Below are 14441 nucleotides of genomic sequence, written 5' to 3' on the forward strand. Positions count from 1 at the left end.
TCATGGGAACACCAAACGAAGAGTTGGTACAACGCATTTCGGCTGCGCTTCAAAAGACGGGGCTGGCGCTACCTGATGAGATAAACAAGCTCTCAGAGAAGATCTTGTCGGGAAAGGTGAAGCCAGAGGACTGGTATGCCTTGTTTGAGAACTCGCTTGAAAAACAAGTTGCCGGAGGCACAGATGGCAGCTAAGGCACCACTCAAGTCTCTGAGAATCAAGCACTTCCGTGGATCAACCAAAGACTTCTCGCTAACTTTTGATCCCAGCAAATCGTTGACGCTGATCTATGGCGAAAACGGCACAGGGAAGACCACGATCTCTGATGCGTTTGACTTTCTTGGCAACGCCAAGGTCGGCTCATTGGAAAACCGTGGTTTGGGATTGTTGAAGCCCTACTGGCCGACGCTGGGGCAGCCTCTTACCAACATCCTCGTGGAAGTGACCATGGGCGATCAGGTTTGGAGGGCTCAGTCCGCATCCAAAGGTGTGTCAGTAACGCCGGCAGACACAGCTCGTCCCAAGGTCGAGGTGCTCCGCCGGGCTTCGATCCTGAGCTTGGTTCAGGAGGCACCCAAGGAGAAATACGACGCCCTCAAGCCATTCATCGATATCTCGTTGGCCGAGCAATCCGAGGCTGCTTTGCGAAAACAAGTCAAAGAGTCGGAAGGCGTACTGAATACCGCGGCGAACAGGATCGCTGAGAACCGCGAAACACTGACCAGGCTGCACAAGGAGTCTGGCAGCACTGAGGCGTCGTTTCTGGTGTGGGCACAGGCGATTCTGCAGAACCCGCCTACCGACCCGACCGAGGAAGTCGAAAAGCTCCGCCTTGGGCAGAGAGCCATCGAGGCCATCGAGCGGATGCGTGATTCGATTGACAGTGCCAGCGCTGAATCACAGGCGGCTGCAGGGGCTCTTTCAAGTGCGGAATCTGCGTTGGCTCAGATCGAGGCTGCGGCTTTGGCGGAAGACGCTGCGTTCGAGCGCATCTTGTCCGCAGCCAAGGACCATTTCGCCCAGCATCCAGTGGGTGATCAATGCCCGCTGTGTGAGAGTGGTGAGCGCGTGACGGACTTGGCTGATCGCGTCTCTGCGCGACTCGCCAAGTTAAAAGCGGTGACAGATGCCCGCAAAGCTTTGGGACAGGCGCAGTCAAATGCCACGTCCAAGCAGGCGATTTTCACCTCCGCAATCACTCGCTCGAAACAGGCCGCCTTGGGTGCATGTGATAAGACGCAACTCTTGGCTGAACAATGGGCCACCACGAGTCCTGGTTTGGCCGCAGTACTTGATCAGATCGCTGAGCAGGGCGTGATTGATGCCATTGCTGTTGAGGTGTTACTTGCCGCAAGCACGTCAGCGGTTGCGCTGATCGCTGACCTGGAAGGCAAGAAAACCTGGTACACGACCGTCAGGACGGTGTACGAGCAGTATCAGACGAATTTGGACAATCAGAAGGTGGTTTCCAAGGTCTTGCCTCGGTTGCGTGCTGCGCTGGCCATCTGCGAGAACGAGCGCAAGTACTTCCTCGATGCCATCCTCTCCTCAATCGCGCAGGAGGTGGGCCGCCTCTACGAAATCATCCATCCAGGCGAGGGGTTGAACAAAATCAGTCTGAAGCTTGATCCGAACAAGACTGGCTCGGTGGATCTGTCTGCGCAGTTTTTGTCCAGCCAGGACCAGCCTCCGCACGCCTACTTCAGTGAATCCCACCTGGACTCGTTGGGACTCTGCATCTTTCTGGCCTTGGCTGCGCTCCGCGAGCCTGAACGCACGCTGGTCGTGATGGACGATGTGTTGGGCAGCATTGATGAGCCCCATGTGGATCGACTCATTGAGATGCTGTACGACGAGTCCAAGAAGTTCAAGCACACCCTCATCACCACGCACTATCAGCCTTGGCGCGAGAAGTTTCGTTGGGGGTGGCTGAAGAATGGTCAGTGCGAAATGATGGAGCTGGGTGTCTGGGATGCGAATACGGGTATCGCCACTGCCAAACTGAGCCAGGCGCCGTTGATCGAACTTCGCCAGCACCTCGCAGCCAATCCGCCGCTGCTCCAGTCTGCCTGCGCTACAGCTGGGGTCTTGCTCGAAGCCATGTGCGACTTCTTGACGGTGCGCTATGAGTGCGACGTGCCACGTAAGAAGGGAAGGCTGACCTTGGGCGACCTGTTGCCCAAGGTTTGTGAAAAGAAGCTCACTGCCGCTTTGCGCGTTGAGGTCAGAGCTGCGGATGGGACATACACCGAGGTCAAGATCGGCGACAAGCTCAAGGCATTGAACGAAATGGCTCAGTTGAGGAACATCTTTGGCTGCCACTACGCTGAGTTGGCGAACCACATGCCGCACAAGGACGCATTGGATTTCGCCACCTTAGTGCACGAGGTCGGCGCCGCCTTGATTTGTGACGATGAGGGCTGGCCTGGCAGCGACAAATCGGGCTCCTACTGGGCCACGCGCCAAGAAACGCGACGGTTGCACCCGCTCAAGAAGCCTTCATGAAACATCAAAAACTCGAACTCACCTGGATCGGTAAAGACCAGCGGCCCCGGCTGGAGCCGCGCATCTTGCTTGAGGACTCGGCCCGCAGTTACCACGCCAAGCAGCGGGTGACGGAGAAAGACCTGTTCGACAACCGGCTGATCAAGGGCGACAACCTGCTGGCATTGAAAGCGCTGGAGGCGGACTATGCTGGTCAGATTAAGTGTGTCTACATTGATCCACCGTTCAATACTCAACAAGCATTCGAGCACTATGACGACGGCATAGAACATTCGTTGTGGCTTGGGTTAATGCGCGATCGTCTTGAGATAATTAATCGATTGCTATCAAAGGATGGCAGCATTTTTATCCATATAGATGACAACGAGCTAGCCTATCTAATAGTGGTTGCTGATGAGATATTTGGTAGAAGTAATAGGGTAGGCGTTATCACGTTCAAGCAAAGCTCGGTGTCTGGCCCGAAGGCCGTTAACCCAGGCATGGTGACAACAAATAACTACATAGTTTGCTATGCCAAAAACAAATCACACTGGAAGCCTAACAAGGTTTTTGTACCAGGAAGGAGAGATGATCGATATTCGAAGTTTGTCGATAATTTTGAGCTCGACTGCTCCGAGTGGAAGCTCATTGCCCTGAAGGATGCGTTTGTTCGATACAGTGGCCTTTCGTCTTGGGACGATGCCAAGAAGAAATATGCCGAGAAGCTGGAAGAGAGGGTCAACCAATTCGTCCTTCTCAACGCTTGTAGAGTCGTTCGCACGGCACGTGTAGCTTCCAAGGATGTTAACGAATCCGCGCGGCAAGCTTTGGAAGCCTCCAATAGTCATCCTGGAATCGTTCAAATTTCTCGGCGAGAAGATAAGGATGATTACTATTTCTTGTCCGGGGAACAGTTGATTTTTTACAAAGCGAAGACTAGGAAAATTGATGGAGTTTTGCAGACCGCCTCACCTTTGACCAATCTTTGGGATGATTTGCTTTCAAATAATTTGCACAATGAAGGCGGCGTCGCATTTCCCAATGGGAAAAAACCAGAGGCATTGATTAAACGCTGTCTCGAAATTGCTACAAATGAAGGTGATTGGGTTCTCGACTCATTCGGAGGATCAGGCACGACCGGTGCAGTTGCGCACAAAATGAAGCGACGGTGGATCATGGTAGAGCTAAGAGAACACTGTGATACCCATATCGTTCCGCGCCTTAAATTGCTTATTGATGGGCAAGATTCGGCCGGAGTGACGCAGGCCACCGGCTGGCAGGGCGGCGGCGGCTTCCGTTACTACGAACTGGCTCCCACGCTGTTGAGCACCGATCGCTGGGGCAACCTGGTGATCAACCCCGAGTACGACGCCACCATGCTGGCGGCGGCCATGTGCAAGCTGGAAGGCTTCACCTACGCGCCCAGCGAGGTGTTGTGGTGGCAGCAAGGCCACAGCAGCGAGCGCGATTTCATCTACGTGACCACGCAGACGCTGAGCGCAGAACAGCTGGAATCGCTGAGCACCGAGGTGGGCGAAGGGCGCTCGTTGCTGGTGTGCTGCGCGGCCTACCGGGGCGTGACCGCCGCGCAAGCGGCCGAGCGCTGGCCCAACCTCACCATCAAGAAGATTCCCAAGATGGTGAAGGACCGCTGCGAGTGGGGCCATGACGACTACAGCCTGAACGTGGCCAACCTGCCGATGGCGCAGAAGCCGGTGGCTGAGGTGGCGGCGCAGGACGACCTGTTTGCCGGGGACGGGGCATGAGCCCGGCGGCCGACGATGGCGAGCTGGTGCTGTACCAGGCACCCGACGGGCAGGCGCGCATGCAGGTGCGCCTGTCGGGCGGCACCTTGTGGCTGACCCAGCAGCAACTGGCCGACCTGTACCAGAGCACGCCGCAGAACATCACGCAGCACATTCGCGCCATCTATGCCGACGGCGAGGTGCTGGAGGCGGCAACCTGTAAGCCGTACTTACAAGTTCGATCCGAAGGGGGGCGCGACGTGAGCCGCAGCCTCAAGCACTACAACCTGGACGTGGTGCTGGCGGTGGGCTACCGGGTGCGGTCGCACCGAGGGGTGCAGTTTCGCCAGTGGGCCACCGAAACGCTCAAGGGTTACCTGGTCAAAGGCTTCGTGCTGGACGACGAGCGCTTCAAGCGCGGGGCCGATGCGGATTATTTTGAAGAGCTGCTGGCGCGCATCCGCGACATACGCTCTTCAGAAAAAATGTTCTGGCGCAAGGTGCTGGACATCTACGCCACCAGCGTGGACTACGACCCCAGCGCCGAGGCCTCTCAGCGCTTTTTTGGCACGGTGCAAAACAAGATGCACTGGGCCGCACACGGCCACACCGCGGCCGAACTGATCGCGCTGCGGGTGGACGCCAACAAACCGCACGCGGGCTTGCTCACCTGGGCAGCCGCTCCGACGGGTGGCGCACCGCGCAAGGCCGATGTGGCCGTGGCCAAGAACTACCTGACGGAAGACGAACTGCAGGTGCTCAACCGCATCGTCAACGCGTACCTGGAGTTCGCCGAGTTGCAGGCACTGAACCGCCTGCCGGTGACGATGGCGCAATGGATCGGCAAGCTGGACGACTTTTTGCGCCTGTCGGGCCGCGAGATCCTGACGCACGCCGGCCGCATCAGCGCCGAGGCAGCGCAGGGCAAGGCCGAGGCTGCATTTGAAGCCTACCGCCAGCAGCAGCGCGAGCTGCCCAGCCGCGCCGAGCAGGACTTTGAAACCGCCTTGCTCAAACCGGTGAAGGCGCTGGAAAAGCAGGTGTCCAAAGCACCGGTGCCCAAGAAGGCCACGGCAGCCAAGACAAGCCAAACACCAAAGACCAACAAAAAGGGAGGCGCATGAGCCAGCGCGAAGTCAACGCCATCACGGGCCGCCTGAGCCTGCGGACGCCACAACACGAATCCTTGAAACAGCTGGCCAGCGCCATCGAAGCCGCGCCTGCCATGCTGCAGCACGAGCGCGATGACGCCGACGTGGCGGCGGTACTGCAAGCATTGAAGGGCCTGTTCCCCACGTTGCAGGACTTTGAGCGGGAATTCCCCTCGCTGTGTTTTGCGCTGGCCACCGGCGTGGGCAAGACGCGGCTGATGGGCGCGTTCATCAGCTACCTGTTTCAGGCGCACGGCATCAGGCACTTTTTTGTGCTGGCGCCCAACCTCACGATTTACGACAAGCTGATCGCCGACTTCACGCCCAACACGCCCAAGTACGTGTTCAAGGGCATTGCCGAGTTTTCGTCGTACCCGCCGGAGATCATCACCGGCGACAACTACGAAGAGCGCGCCCAGGCGCTGGGCGACCTGCTGTCGCCGGTGACGATCAACATTTTCAACATCTCGAAGATCAACTCCGAGGTGCGCGGGGGTAAGGCGCCGCGTATCAAGCGGCTGAGTGAGTACATCGGCCAAAGTTACTTTGAGTACCTGGCTGATTTGAAAGATCTGGTGCTGTTGATGGACGAGTCGCACCGCTACCGCGCTTCGGCTGGGGTGCGCGCCATCAACGAGCTGAAGCCTTTGCTGGGCCTGGAGCTGACGGCCACGCCGTTTGTGGAAACCACCAAGGGGCCGGTCGCGTTCAAGAACGTGGTGGTGGACTACCCGCTGGCTCGTGCCATGGAAGATGGCTTTGTCAAAGAGCCGGCGGTGGTGACGCAGCGCAACTTTGACGCCAAGTCCATGCCACCCGAAGAGGTAGAGCGCGTGAAGCTACAGGACGGCGTGCGCATGCACGAGTCCACCAAGGTGGAGCTGAAGACCTACGCACGCACCCAGGGCGTGAAAGAGGTGAAACCCTTCATGCTGGTGATCGCGCGCGACACCACACATGCGGGCGACCTGCTGACCTACCTGCAGTCTGGCGATTTCTTTGCCGGGCGCTACCGCAACAAGGTGATCCAGGTGGACAGCAGCAAGACCGGCGCGGACGAGGAGGACATGATCCGCCGTCTGCTGGCGGTGGAAAGCGTGGACGAACCGACCGAGATCGTGATCCACGTGAACATGCTCAAAGAGGGATGGGACGTGACCAACCTTTACACCATCGTGCCGCTGCGCGCCGCGAACGCGCGCACGCTGGTGGAACAGTCCATCGGCCGGGGCTTGCGACTGCCATATGGCAAGCGCACCGGCGTGGACGCGGTGGACCGGCTGAACATCATTGCGCACGACCGGTTTCAGGAAATCATCGACGACGCGAACCGCGCGGATTCGCCGATCAAGCTCAAGACGCTGATTCTGGAGGCGCCTGACCGGGAGAACGCGGGCACCCGCAGCGTGACGGTGAGGCCGAATCTGGCGGAGCGCCTGGGTGGGGGCGGGGAACCTGGTTCTACCGATGGCAGTGACGGTAGCGGGGCAGAGGAATCCCGTGGTACTGCGAAGATTGAGCCGGTGTTTGCCACGCAGCAAGAGCGACAAGCTGCGGCCGTGGTGATGGATGTGCTGGGGCAGTACGAGGTGCGCCGCGACGAAGCGCCCACGCGCCAGGCCTTTCTGTCGCCCGAGCTGCAAGCCCAGATCGCGCAAGCGGTCAAAGAACGGCTTCCGCCTGTGCAGGCAACGCTGGATGGTGTGGACGCGCCGCTGGAGCTGGACCTGACCGATGTGGTGCGGCGCACGGTGGAAGAGGTGGTGAAGCAGACCATCGATATTCCGCGCATTGCCGTGGTACCCAAGGGCGAGGTCACCAGCGGCTTCCATCCGTTCACGCTGGATGTGTCAGGCCTGCACCTGCAGCCGAAAGACCGTTCCCTAGTGGGGCAAGACTTGCGCACCCACAAGCAGTTCACGCTGTCGGCCCAGGGCGGGCGCACCGAACGGCGGCTGGAGGACTACATCGTCCATGCGCTGATCGACTTTGACGACATCGACTACACGGTGCATGCCGGGCTGCTCTACGATCTGGCGGGGCAGATGGTGAAGCACCTGCAGAGCTACCTGAGTGACCCGGAAGAGGTGCGCAATGTGCTGGACCTGGACCGTGTGTTGATCGCCAAGAACATCCATGCCCAGATGGCGACTCACTTTTATGAGTCGGCTGGCGGATACGAGGTGGTCATCAGCCGTGGTTTCACCGCATTGAAGGAACCGACTTACACGGTGGCGGCCGGGCAGCCGGTGCGCAACTACCGGGATACGGTGGACGAGCCAAGCCGCATCAAACAAATGGTTTTCGGCGGGTTCAGCAAATGCCTGTACCCGCAGCAGAAGTTCGACTCGGACACCGAGCGGCGCTTTGCGGTGATCCTGGAGCGGGATGCGAACAAGTGGTTCAAGCCTGCCAAGGGGCAGTTCCAGATGTTCTACAAGCTGGGCCCAGAACAGCCGGAATACGTGCCCGACTTCGTGGCCGAGACCGAGCACTTCGTGTTGATGGTGGAGACCAAGGCACGCAATGAAATGGAAGCGGCACACGTAGTGGCCAAGGCAGAGGCTGGTGCGGTGTGGTGCCAAAACGCTTCAGACCACGCCAGCAGCGTGGGCGCCAAACCCTGGAAATACCTCCTGATTCCGCACGAGCAGGTGACGGAAGACAAAGGAGTGGCGGACTACCTGCGTTTTGAGAAGCTGCCCTCATAGTTTTTCGGTGGCTGGCTTTCTCATGGAATTTCTGGACCTCTCCCCCATCCGCCTCATGAAGCCCGCAGAGTTGCGCCAGGCCAAGAGTCTGTTGAGGAAGCTCTCAAGGCATCACGAGAGGGTTCGTGCGGACGCCGAAAAGCCAAAGGCAGAACAGAAGGGCTATGAGGCCCTCAGAGCAGTTCGAACGCAGCTGTATGCGGAGGTGGATCGACTGTCAGCTCAGGTGCTTGGACGGTATGCGCGCGGTGAACCCATGTTGACCGCTGCTGGCGGTCATGGCTGAGGTTCAGATGTCGGCGGGTTGCCAGCGGTGCGGCAAGAGCTCATCGATGCGGCTGGCCTTGTGCGCGGGCAGCCGGGTGAGCACATCCTTGAGGTAGGCATATGGGTCGTGCCCGTTCATGCGTGCCGACTGGATCAGGCTCATCACGGCCGCTGCTCGCTGACCCGCGCGCAGGCTACCGGCAAACAACCAGTTCGAGCGCCCAAGGGCAATGGGCCGGATCTGGTTCTCGATCCAATTGTTGTCAGCCGGCAATTGCGGGTCATCGACAAAGCGCGTGAGCGCTGTCCAGCGCTTGAGGCTGTAGTCCAGTGCCTTGGCTGTGGCCGAGTTGCCCGCCACCTGCTGGCGCTGCAGCACCATCCACTGGTGCAAGGCGTCCAGTATCGGCCGGCTGTGCTGCTGGCGCACCTGCAGCCGTTGCGGTGCAGGTAGGGCCTGGACTTCCCGTTCTATCTCATAGACCCGGGCGAACTGCGTCAAGGCAAACTCGGCGATCTGGCTCTTGTTGGCCGCGTGCAAATCAAAGTACTTGCGTCTGGCGTGAGCCAGGCAACCAGCTTCTGTGACGCCTTGGGCGAAGCTGGCTTTGTACCCGGCGTAGTCGTCGCAGATCAGGCTGCCGCGCCAGTCGCCCAGGAAGGCTCGGGCGTGTTCTCCGGCACGTGACTCGCAGAAGTCATAGACCACGGCCTTCATGTCTTCAAACGCTCCCGGGGCATAGGCCCACAGGTAGGCCCGGTGCGTCTTGCCGTTGCCCGGCTTGAGCATGGCCACCGGGGTTTCGTCGCCGTGCAACACCCGGTGGCCGAGCAACTCGGCCCTGAGGGCCTCGACCAGCGGTTGCAAGCGCGCGCCGCAGGTGCCCACCCATTGCGCCAGGGTGGATCTGGGAATGGCCAGACCGGCACGACCGAAGATGTTCTCCTGCCGGTACAAGGGCTGATGGTCTGCGTACTTGGCCACCAGCACCTGGGCCAGCAGGCCAGTAGTCGGGATGCCTTTGTCGATGACGTGGGCGGCCACCGGCGCCTGCGTGATGGTCTGGCACTTTGCGCAGGCCCACTTGCCCCGGATGTGACGTTCCACCGTGAAGACGCCCGGCACGTAGTCCAGCTTCTCGGCCACATCCTCGCCGATGCGCTTGAACTGACAGCCGCACTGGCATGTCGTGGACGTGGGTTCGTGGTGTATCTCGCGCCGTGGCAGATTGGCCGGCAGCAGTGCGCGTTTGGGTTGCTGCTTCTGGGCAGCAGGTTGTGCCGGGCGCAATTGCTCGATCTCGTGCGCGACGGCGGCCAGGTCGCTGTCGAGCTCCTCTTCCAGCAGGTTGCGCTGATCGGCGCTGTGACGCTCAGATTGGGCGGCGAACTTCAGCCGCTTGAGCAGCGCGCACTCATAGGCGAGCTTCTCGTTGAGGGCACGCTGGTGGCGCAATTCGGTGAGCAGGCGCTGGGTGACTTCACGCAGTTGCTCTGCGTCCAGTTCGCCTAGGGCTTGCTCGTCGATCACCATGACCCGCAGTGTGCCAATCACCAACAGCCAAGGCCATTGGCAAATCTCCCAATTGCCATGGATTCATCGTCGAACGGAAGATTCAGATCACGGTGATGGCGCCGCGCGAGCCCACGCGTTGCCAGGGTAAGCCCAGCACCAGGGCGTCCAGCTGAGCGTGTTCCAGTGCCACGTTCGGACTGCCCGGCGGCGCCCAGACGAACTTGCCCTGGTGCAACCGGCGCGCAACCAGCCACAGTCCCACGCCGTCGTGCACCAGAACCTTCAGGCGATTGGCTCTCTGGTTGGCGAAGACGTAGGCGTGGTGCGGATGGGCCGCGCCGAAGGTGGTGATCACCCGCGCCAGGGCGGTGTCGGTGCCCGCGCGCATGTCCAGCGGGGCGGTGGCCAGCCAGGCCGCATCGATGCGGATCACCGCAACAACTCGCGCAGCATCTGGGCGCACTGGGCCGTGGCGGACAAGGGCCAGTGCACGGTCACGGATATGCCGGGATGTTGGCATTCGATACGGATGTCGGCCGCTGGCGTTGAGGAGGCAACGCTGGGCTGCTCACTGGCAGCCGTTGACGCTGCGCTGCTCAGCTCGATGGGAATGAAGGCCGGGGTCTGAGGTGTTGCGACTGTCGTGGTGATGCCACCTTCGATGCGGTGCAGTCCCTGTGCCCACTCCTTGCGCCAGCGGTGCAGCAAGTTGGCATTCATGCCATGTTGCAGGGCCACCGCCGCGATCGATGCGCCGGGCTCCTGGCACATGGCCACCAGTTCGGCCTTGAATTGCGGGGTGTAGGTGCGGTGCGTACGGCGCTGCGCATAGCGCTGGGTCTGAGGGTCTTTGAGCATCGTGTCCACGTTCATGTTGCGTGCACATGATCTTGCTCAGACCGACCAGGTCATTCAAGATGGGTTTGCCAGCCGCTTACCTTGGACGGGAGTTGGGGCTTGAACGGTACATGGTCATTCACCTCCAGCGTCACGACGGTTACGAGAGCCGTCTTCAGGTTCTTGAATTTGGTGTCCGCTGGGAGTGGGAGTGGGGTCGGAATGACTGGATGTGGGACTTGGCGGGTCGAAAGCCACGCAAAGATGGGACGTTGGGTTCACTCCCTTCCTCTGTCGGCTTTGATCGAGCCAAGATCATTCGGCGAAGGCTGGATGGGACCTGGGAATCACTGATCCGACAGGGGGATCAAGGAGCGCGCGATGCATCTGGTGCCGAATGAGTTGGTGTATGGCGTGGCGCCCGAAATTCTGTTGGACTGTGCAAGACAGCTTCATCTGCGTGACGGCCGACCTTTTTCTCTGGATGAATTTTGTGAAGCATTGGGGGCGCCTGTGCGGGAGGCATTGCCGGTGCTTTATGCAATGGTGGCGGACGGCTTCTTTCAGGCGAATGCAGAGTGCTCTGACCGATATTCAGTGACTAACAAGCTGGCTCAGCTCGCGCTTGCCAATGCTACAAATGGGTTGCTTCGAGTTGAAGCGAAAAAATTGCTCGAACGGGTGATCGAACGCGCCATCAAGATCAATGCCGACCCCGAGAAGCACCGATGCCAAGTGGATTGCATCGTGGTGTTTGGATCCTTTCTGGGTGATAAAGAGGTTCTGGGGGATCTGGATATTGGTGCAGAGTTGCGCGAACTCAGGCCTGCCGGCGGACGGGTATCAATTGACGAGGTTCGGCGGTTCATGCGCGGAGCTGCGTCGCCAACGACCAAGGTCATGTCTGCTCTGCGGTTGCAGAAGCCCAAGCAGATCAGCATTCACCGGCTCGAAGAAGTCTTGCGGCTGGGAACTCCGTTCCGCGTTGTATTTGGTGACCTACCGAGACGGTCTGATTCGTGATCGCGGTCAGACGTCACGTCTGTTCTGTAAACCGCGTCACCAACGACTCGCCCCATTCCCAGGGCCCCGTGATCGTCAGCGTCACCGTGGTCCAGTCGCCGTCGGTCTGCAGCTGCTGGTCGGCGTCCCAGGCACCGCCTTCGTCCAGAGGCCCGCGCAGGCCGGGGCTGTGGCGTTCGGCCCAGTCCAGCACGGCCCGCACTTCGGCCAATACCGCGGGCAGCTCGGCCGCGCGCACGCTGGCCATGGCGTCCCAGGTGCCGGTGCCTTCGCCATCGTCGCTGGCGTCGAAGATCAGGTATTGCAGTGCCATGGGGTTGATTGTCTGTGCCACGTAAAACGGCGCCCGAGGGCGCCGTTGCGTGCAGTGAAGGGGTTGGCTCGGTGAGGGCCCTTGCCCCTGCCCTCTCCCAGAGGGAGAGGGGACATGCGGGGATCTCAGGCTGCGGCCTTGACCTTCAAACGCCACGCGTGCAGCAGCGGCTCGGTGTAGCCGCTGGGCTGGGCCAGGCCTTTGAAGACCAGGTCGCAGGCGGCCTGGTAGGCCATGCTGGTGTCGAAGTGGCCGGCCATGGGCTGGTACAGCGGGTCACCCGCGTTCTGCTGGTCCACCACGGCGGCCATGCGTTCAAACGTCTCGCGCACCTGCTGCTCCGTCACCACGCCGTGGTGCAGCCAGTTGGCCATGTGCTGGCTGCTGATGCGCAGCGTGGCGCGGTCTTCCATCAGGCCGACGTTGTGGATGTCAGGCACCTTGGAGCAGCCCACGCCCTGGTCCACCCAGCGCACCACGTAACCCAGGATGCCCTGGGCGTTGTTGTCGAGTTCCTGCTGTTTTTCTTCGGCGGTCCAGTTGGGGTTGGCGGTCACAGGGATGGTCAGCAGGCCGGTGAGCAGGTTGTCGCGCTCGGCGTTGGCGTCGATCTTCTCCATCTCTTTCTGCACGTCGGACACCAGCACCTGGTGGTAGTGCAGGGCGTGCAGCGTGGCGCCGGTCGGGCTGGGCACCCAGGCGGTGTTGGCGCCGGCCTTGGGGTGGGCGATCTTCTGCTTGAGCATGTCGGCCATCAGGTCGGGCATGGCCCACATGCCCTTGCCGATCTGCGCCTTGCCGCGCAGGCCGCAGGAGAGTCCCACCAGCACGTTGTTGCGCTCGTAGGCCTGGATCCAGGCGCTGGTTTTCATGTCGCCCTTGCGCACCATCGGGCCGGCGAGCATGGCGGTGTGCATCTCGTCGCCGGTGCGGTCGAGGAAGCCGGTGTTGATGAAGGCGACGCGGCTGGCGGCGGCGGCGATGCAGGCTTTCAGGTTGACCGAGGTGCGGCGCTCTTCGTCCATGATGCCGAGCTTGACGGTGCTGTCGGGCAGGCCGAGCACCTGTTCGACGCGGCTGAAGAGTTCGGCAGCGAAGCCGACTTCCTTGGGGCCGTGCATCTTGGGCTTGACGATGTAGACCGAGCCGGTGCGGCTGTTGCGGATAGCGCCGCTGGCGAGCTGGCCGTGGCCTTGCAGGTCGTGCAGGGCGATGGTGGTGGTGACCATCGCGTCCATGATGCCTTCGGGGATCTCTTGGGCGTCCGTGCCCCAGAGGATGGCCGGGTTGGTCATCAGGTGGCCGACGTTGCGCACGAAGAGCAGCGAGCGGCCGTGCAGGCGCACTTCGCCCGAACCCGTGGGCGCGGTGTACACGCGGTCGGGGTTGAGGCCGCGCGTGAAAGTCTTGCCGCCTTTGGCGACGTCTTCGGTCAGGTCGCCCTTGAGGATGCCGAGCCAGTTGCTGTAGGCCAGCAGCTTGTCTTCGGCGTCGACGGCGGCCACGGAGTCTTCGAGGTCGAGGATGGTGGACAGAGCGGCTTCAACCACCACGTCGGCAATGCCGGCCGCATCGCTCTGGCCGATGGGTTTGGAGCGGTCGATGATGATGTCGATGTGCAGGCCGTTGTGCACGAGCAGGGCGCTGGAGACGCCGCGCGCATCGCCCTGGTAGCCGACGAACTGGGCCGGGTCTTTCAGGCCGACGACCTGGCCGCCCTTGACGGCGACCTGCAAGCTGCCGTCCTTGACGAAATACACCGTGGCGTCGCTGTGCGAGGCGCCGGCCAGCGGAGCCGCTTCGTCGAGCAGCTGGCGCGCGAAGGCGACGACCCTGGCGCCGCGCTTCTCGTTGTAGCCCGGGCCTTTTTCGCAGCCGTCGGCTTCGGAGATGGCGTCGGTGCCGTAGAGCGCGTCGTACAGCGAGCCCCAGCGGGCGTTGGCGGCGTTGAGCGCGTAGCGCGCGTTCAGGATCGGCACCACCAGCTGCGGGCCGGCCTGGATGGCGAGCTCGGCGTCCACGTTGGTCGTGGTGGCCTGGGCGTCGGTTGGCACCGGCACCAGGTAGCCGATGGTCTCCAGGAATTTGCGGTAGCCCGCCATGTCGGTGATCGGGCCGGGATTGGCGTTGTGCCAGGTGTCCAGCTCGGTCTGCAGGCGGTCGCGTTCGGCCAGCAGGGCGGCGTTTTTCGGGGCGAGGTCGGCGACGATGGCATCAAAGCCTTTCCAGAAAGAATCGCTGGAAACGCCTGTGCCGGGCAGCACGCTTTGATTGATGAAGTCGTAGAGGGCGGTGGCGACCTGCAGACCGTGAACGGAAGTGCGTGCGGTGGTGGCGGACATGGCAATACCTCGGACAGGTGAAACGAATGGGGCAGGCGTGTCAGGTGTCCCG

The 14441-nt window shown here is 61.0% G+C and carries 11 protein-coding genes; 6 read left to right on the forward strand and 5 right to left on the reverse strand.

Going from position 1 to position 14441, the window contains the following annotated elements:
• Positions 1–2 precede the first annotated feature (2 nt).
• From AC0GNO_RS13780 to AC0GNO_RS13800, 5 genes are read left to right on the forward strand one after another with little or no spacing between them, the layout of a single operon-like run.
• On the forward strand, positions 3–194 hold the full coding sequence (locus AC0GNO_RS13780; RefSeq protein WP_472904338.1) for a hypothetical protein: 192 nt from the start codon (positions 3–5) through the stop codon (positions 192–194).
• The gene (locus AC0GNO_RS13785) at positions 157–2505 is read left to right on the forward strand and encodes an AAA family ATPase (protein ID WP_472904339.1); all 2349 of its coding nucleotides are present in this window, start codon (positions 157–159) and stop codon (positions 2503–2505) included. Before AC0GNO_RS13780 ends, AC0GNO_RS13785 begins: the two co-directional genes overlap by 38 nt.
• Entirely contained in the window at positions 2502–4250 is a 1749-nt protein-coding gene (locus AC0GNO_RS13790; RefSeq protein WP_472904340.1) for a site-specific DNA-methyltransferase, read from the forward strand. Before AC0GNO_RS13785 ends, AC0GNO_RS13790 begins: the two co-directional genes overlap by 4 nt.
• Complete coding sequence (locus AC0GNO_RS13795) at positions 4247–5353, forward strand: virulence RhuM family protein (protein WP_472904341.1); 1107 nt, start codon at positions 4247–4249, stop codon at positions 5351–5353. Before AC0GNO_RS13790 ends, AC0GNO_RS13795 begins: the two co-directional genes overlap by 4 nt.
• Complete coding sequence (locus AC0GNO_RS13800) at positions 5350–8091, forward strand: DEAD/DEAH box helicase family protein (protein ID WP_472904342.1); 2742 nt, start codon at positions 5350–5352, stop codon at positions 8089–8091. Before AC0GNO_RS13795 ends, AC0GNO_RS13800 begins: the two co-directional genes overlap by 4 nt.
• 289 nt (positions 8092–8380) lie before the next feature.
• Here the strand turns inward: AC0GNO_RS13800 and tnpC are convergent, their stop codons facing one another.
• The 3 genes from tnpC to tnpA form a co-directional block, all read right to left on the reverse strand.
• Entirely contained in the window at positions 8381–9892 is a 1512-nt protein-coding gene (gene tnpC, locus AC0GNO_RS13805; RefSeq protein ID WP_210824929.1) for an IS66 family transposase, read from the reverse strand.
• An 82-nt stretch (positions 9893–9974) separates the two neighbouring features.
• Positions 9975–10307: an IS66 family insertion sequence element accessory protein TnpB gene (tnpB, locus tag AC0GNO_RS13810; protein WP_210824873.1), complete on the reverse strand. Its 333-nt coding sequence runs from the start codon at positions 10305–10307 to the stop codon at positions 9975–9977.
• Positions 10304–10747: an IS66-like element accessory protein TnpA gene (gene tnpA / locus AC0GNO_RS13815; protein WP_247655648.1), complete on the reverse strand. Its 444-nt coding sequence runs from the start codon at positions 10745–10747 to the stop codon at positions 10304–10306. The genes tnpB and tnpA overlap by 4 nt, the downstream gene beginning before the upstream one ends.
• A gap of 345 nt (positions 10748–11092) precedes the next feature.
• On the opposite strand from tnpA, the gene AC0GNO_RS13820 reads away from it, so the two are divergent.
• Positions 11093–11734: a hypothetical protein gene (locus AC0GNO_RS13820; RefSeq protein ID WP_472904343.1), complete on the forward strand. Its 642-nt coding sequence runs from the start codon at positions 11093–11095 to the stop codon at positions 11732–11734.
• Positions 11735–11747: 13 nt separating this feature from the next.
• Here AC0GNO_RS13820 and AC0GNO_RS13825 read toward each other — a convergent pair whose 3' ends face one another.
• Positions 11748–12047, reverse strand: coding sequence for a hypothetical protein (locus AC0GNO_RS13825; protein WP_472904344.1), 300 nt, complete (start codon positions 12045–12047; stop codon positions 11748–11750).
• Positions 12048–12172: 125 nt separating this feature from the next.
• A complete protein-coding gene (locus tag AC0GNO_RS13830) occupies positions 12173–14389 on the reverse strand; it encodes a malate synthase G (RefSeq protein WP_472904345.1) in 2217 nt (738 codons plus the stop codon).
• Between the last annotated feature and the right edge of the window lie 52 nt (positions 14390–14441).

The sequence above is a fragment of the Hydrogenophaga sp. L310 genome (assembly GCF_055703065.1).

What these genes read in the sequence shown, in the direction of transcription:
- AC0GNO_RS13780 (WP_472904338.1), top strand. Translation starts at nt 3, where the DNA reads ATGGGAACACCAAACGAAGAGTTGGTACAACGCATTTCGGCTGCGCTT.
- AC0GNO_RS13790 (WP_472904340.1), top strand. Translation starts at nt 2,502, where the DNA reads ATGAAACATCAAAAACTCGAACTCACCTGGATCGGTAAAGACCAGCGG.
- AC0GNO_RS13795 (WP_472904341.1), top strand. Translation starts at nt 4,247, where the DNA reads ATGAGCCCGGCGGCCGACGATGGCGAGCTGGTGCTGTACCAGGCACCC.
- AC0GNO_RS13800 (WP_472904342.1), top strand. Translation starts at nt 5,350, where the DNA reads ATGAGCCAGCGCGAAGTCAACGCCATCACGGGCCGCCTGAGCCTGCGG.
- tnpC (WP_210824929.1), bottom strand. Translation starts at nt 9,892, where the DNA reads ATGGTGATCGACGAGCAAGCCCTAGGCGAACTGGACGCAGAGCAACTG.
- tnpA (WP_247655648.1), bottom strand. Translation starts at nt 10,747, where the DNA reads ATGAACGTGGACACGATGCTCAAAGACCCTCAGACCCAGCGCTATGCG.
- AC0GNO_RS13820 (WP_472904343.1), top strand. Translation starts at nt 11,093, where the DNA reads ATGCATCTGGTGCCGAATGAGTTGGTGTATGGCGTGGCGCCCGAAATT.
- AC0GNO_RS13825 (WP_472904344.1), bottom strand. Translation starts at nt 12,047, where the DNA reads ATGGCACTGCAATACCTGATCTTCGACGCCAGCGACGATGGCGAAGGC.
- AC0GNO_RS13830 (WP_472904345.1), bottom strand. Translation starts at nt 14,389, where the DNA reads ATGTCCGCCACCACCGCACGCACTTCCGTTCACGGTCTGCAGGTCGCC.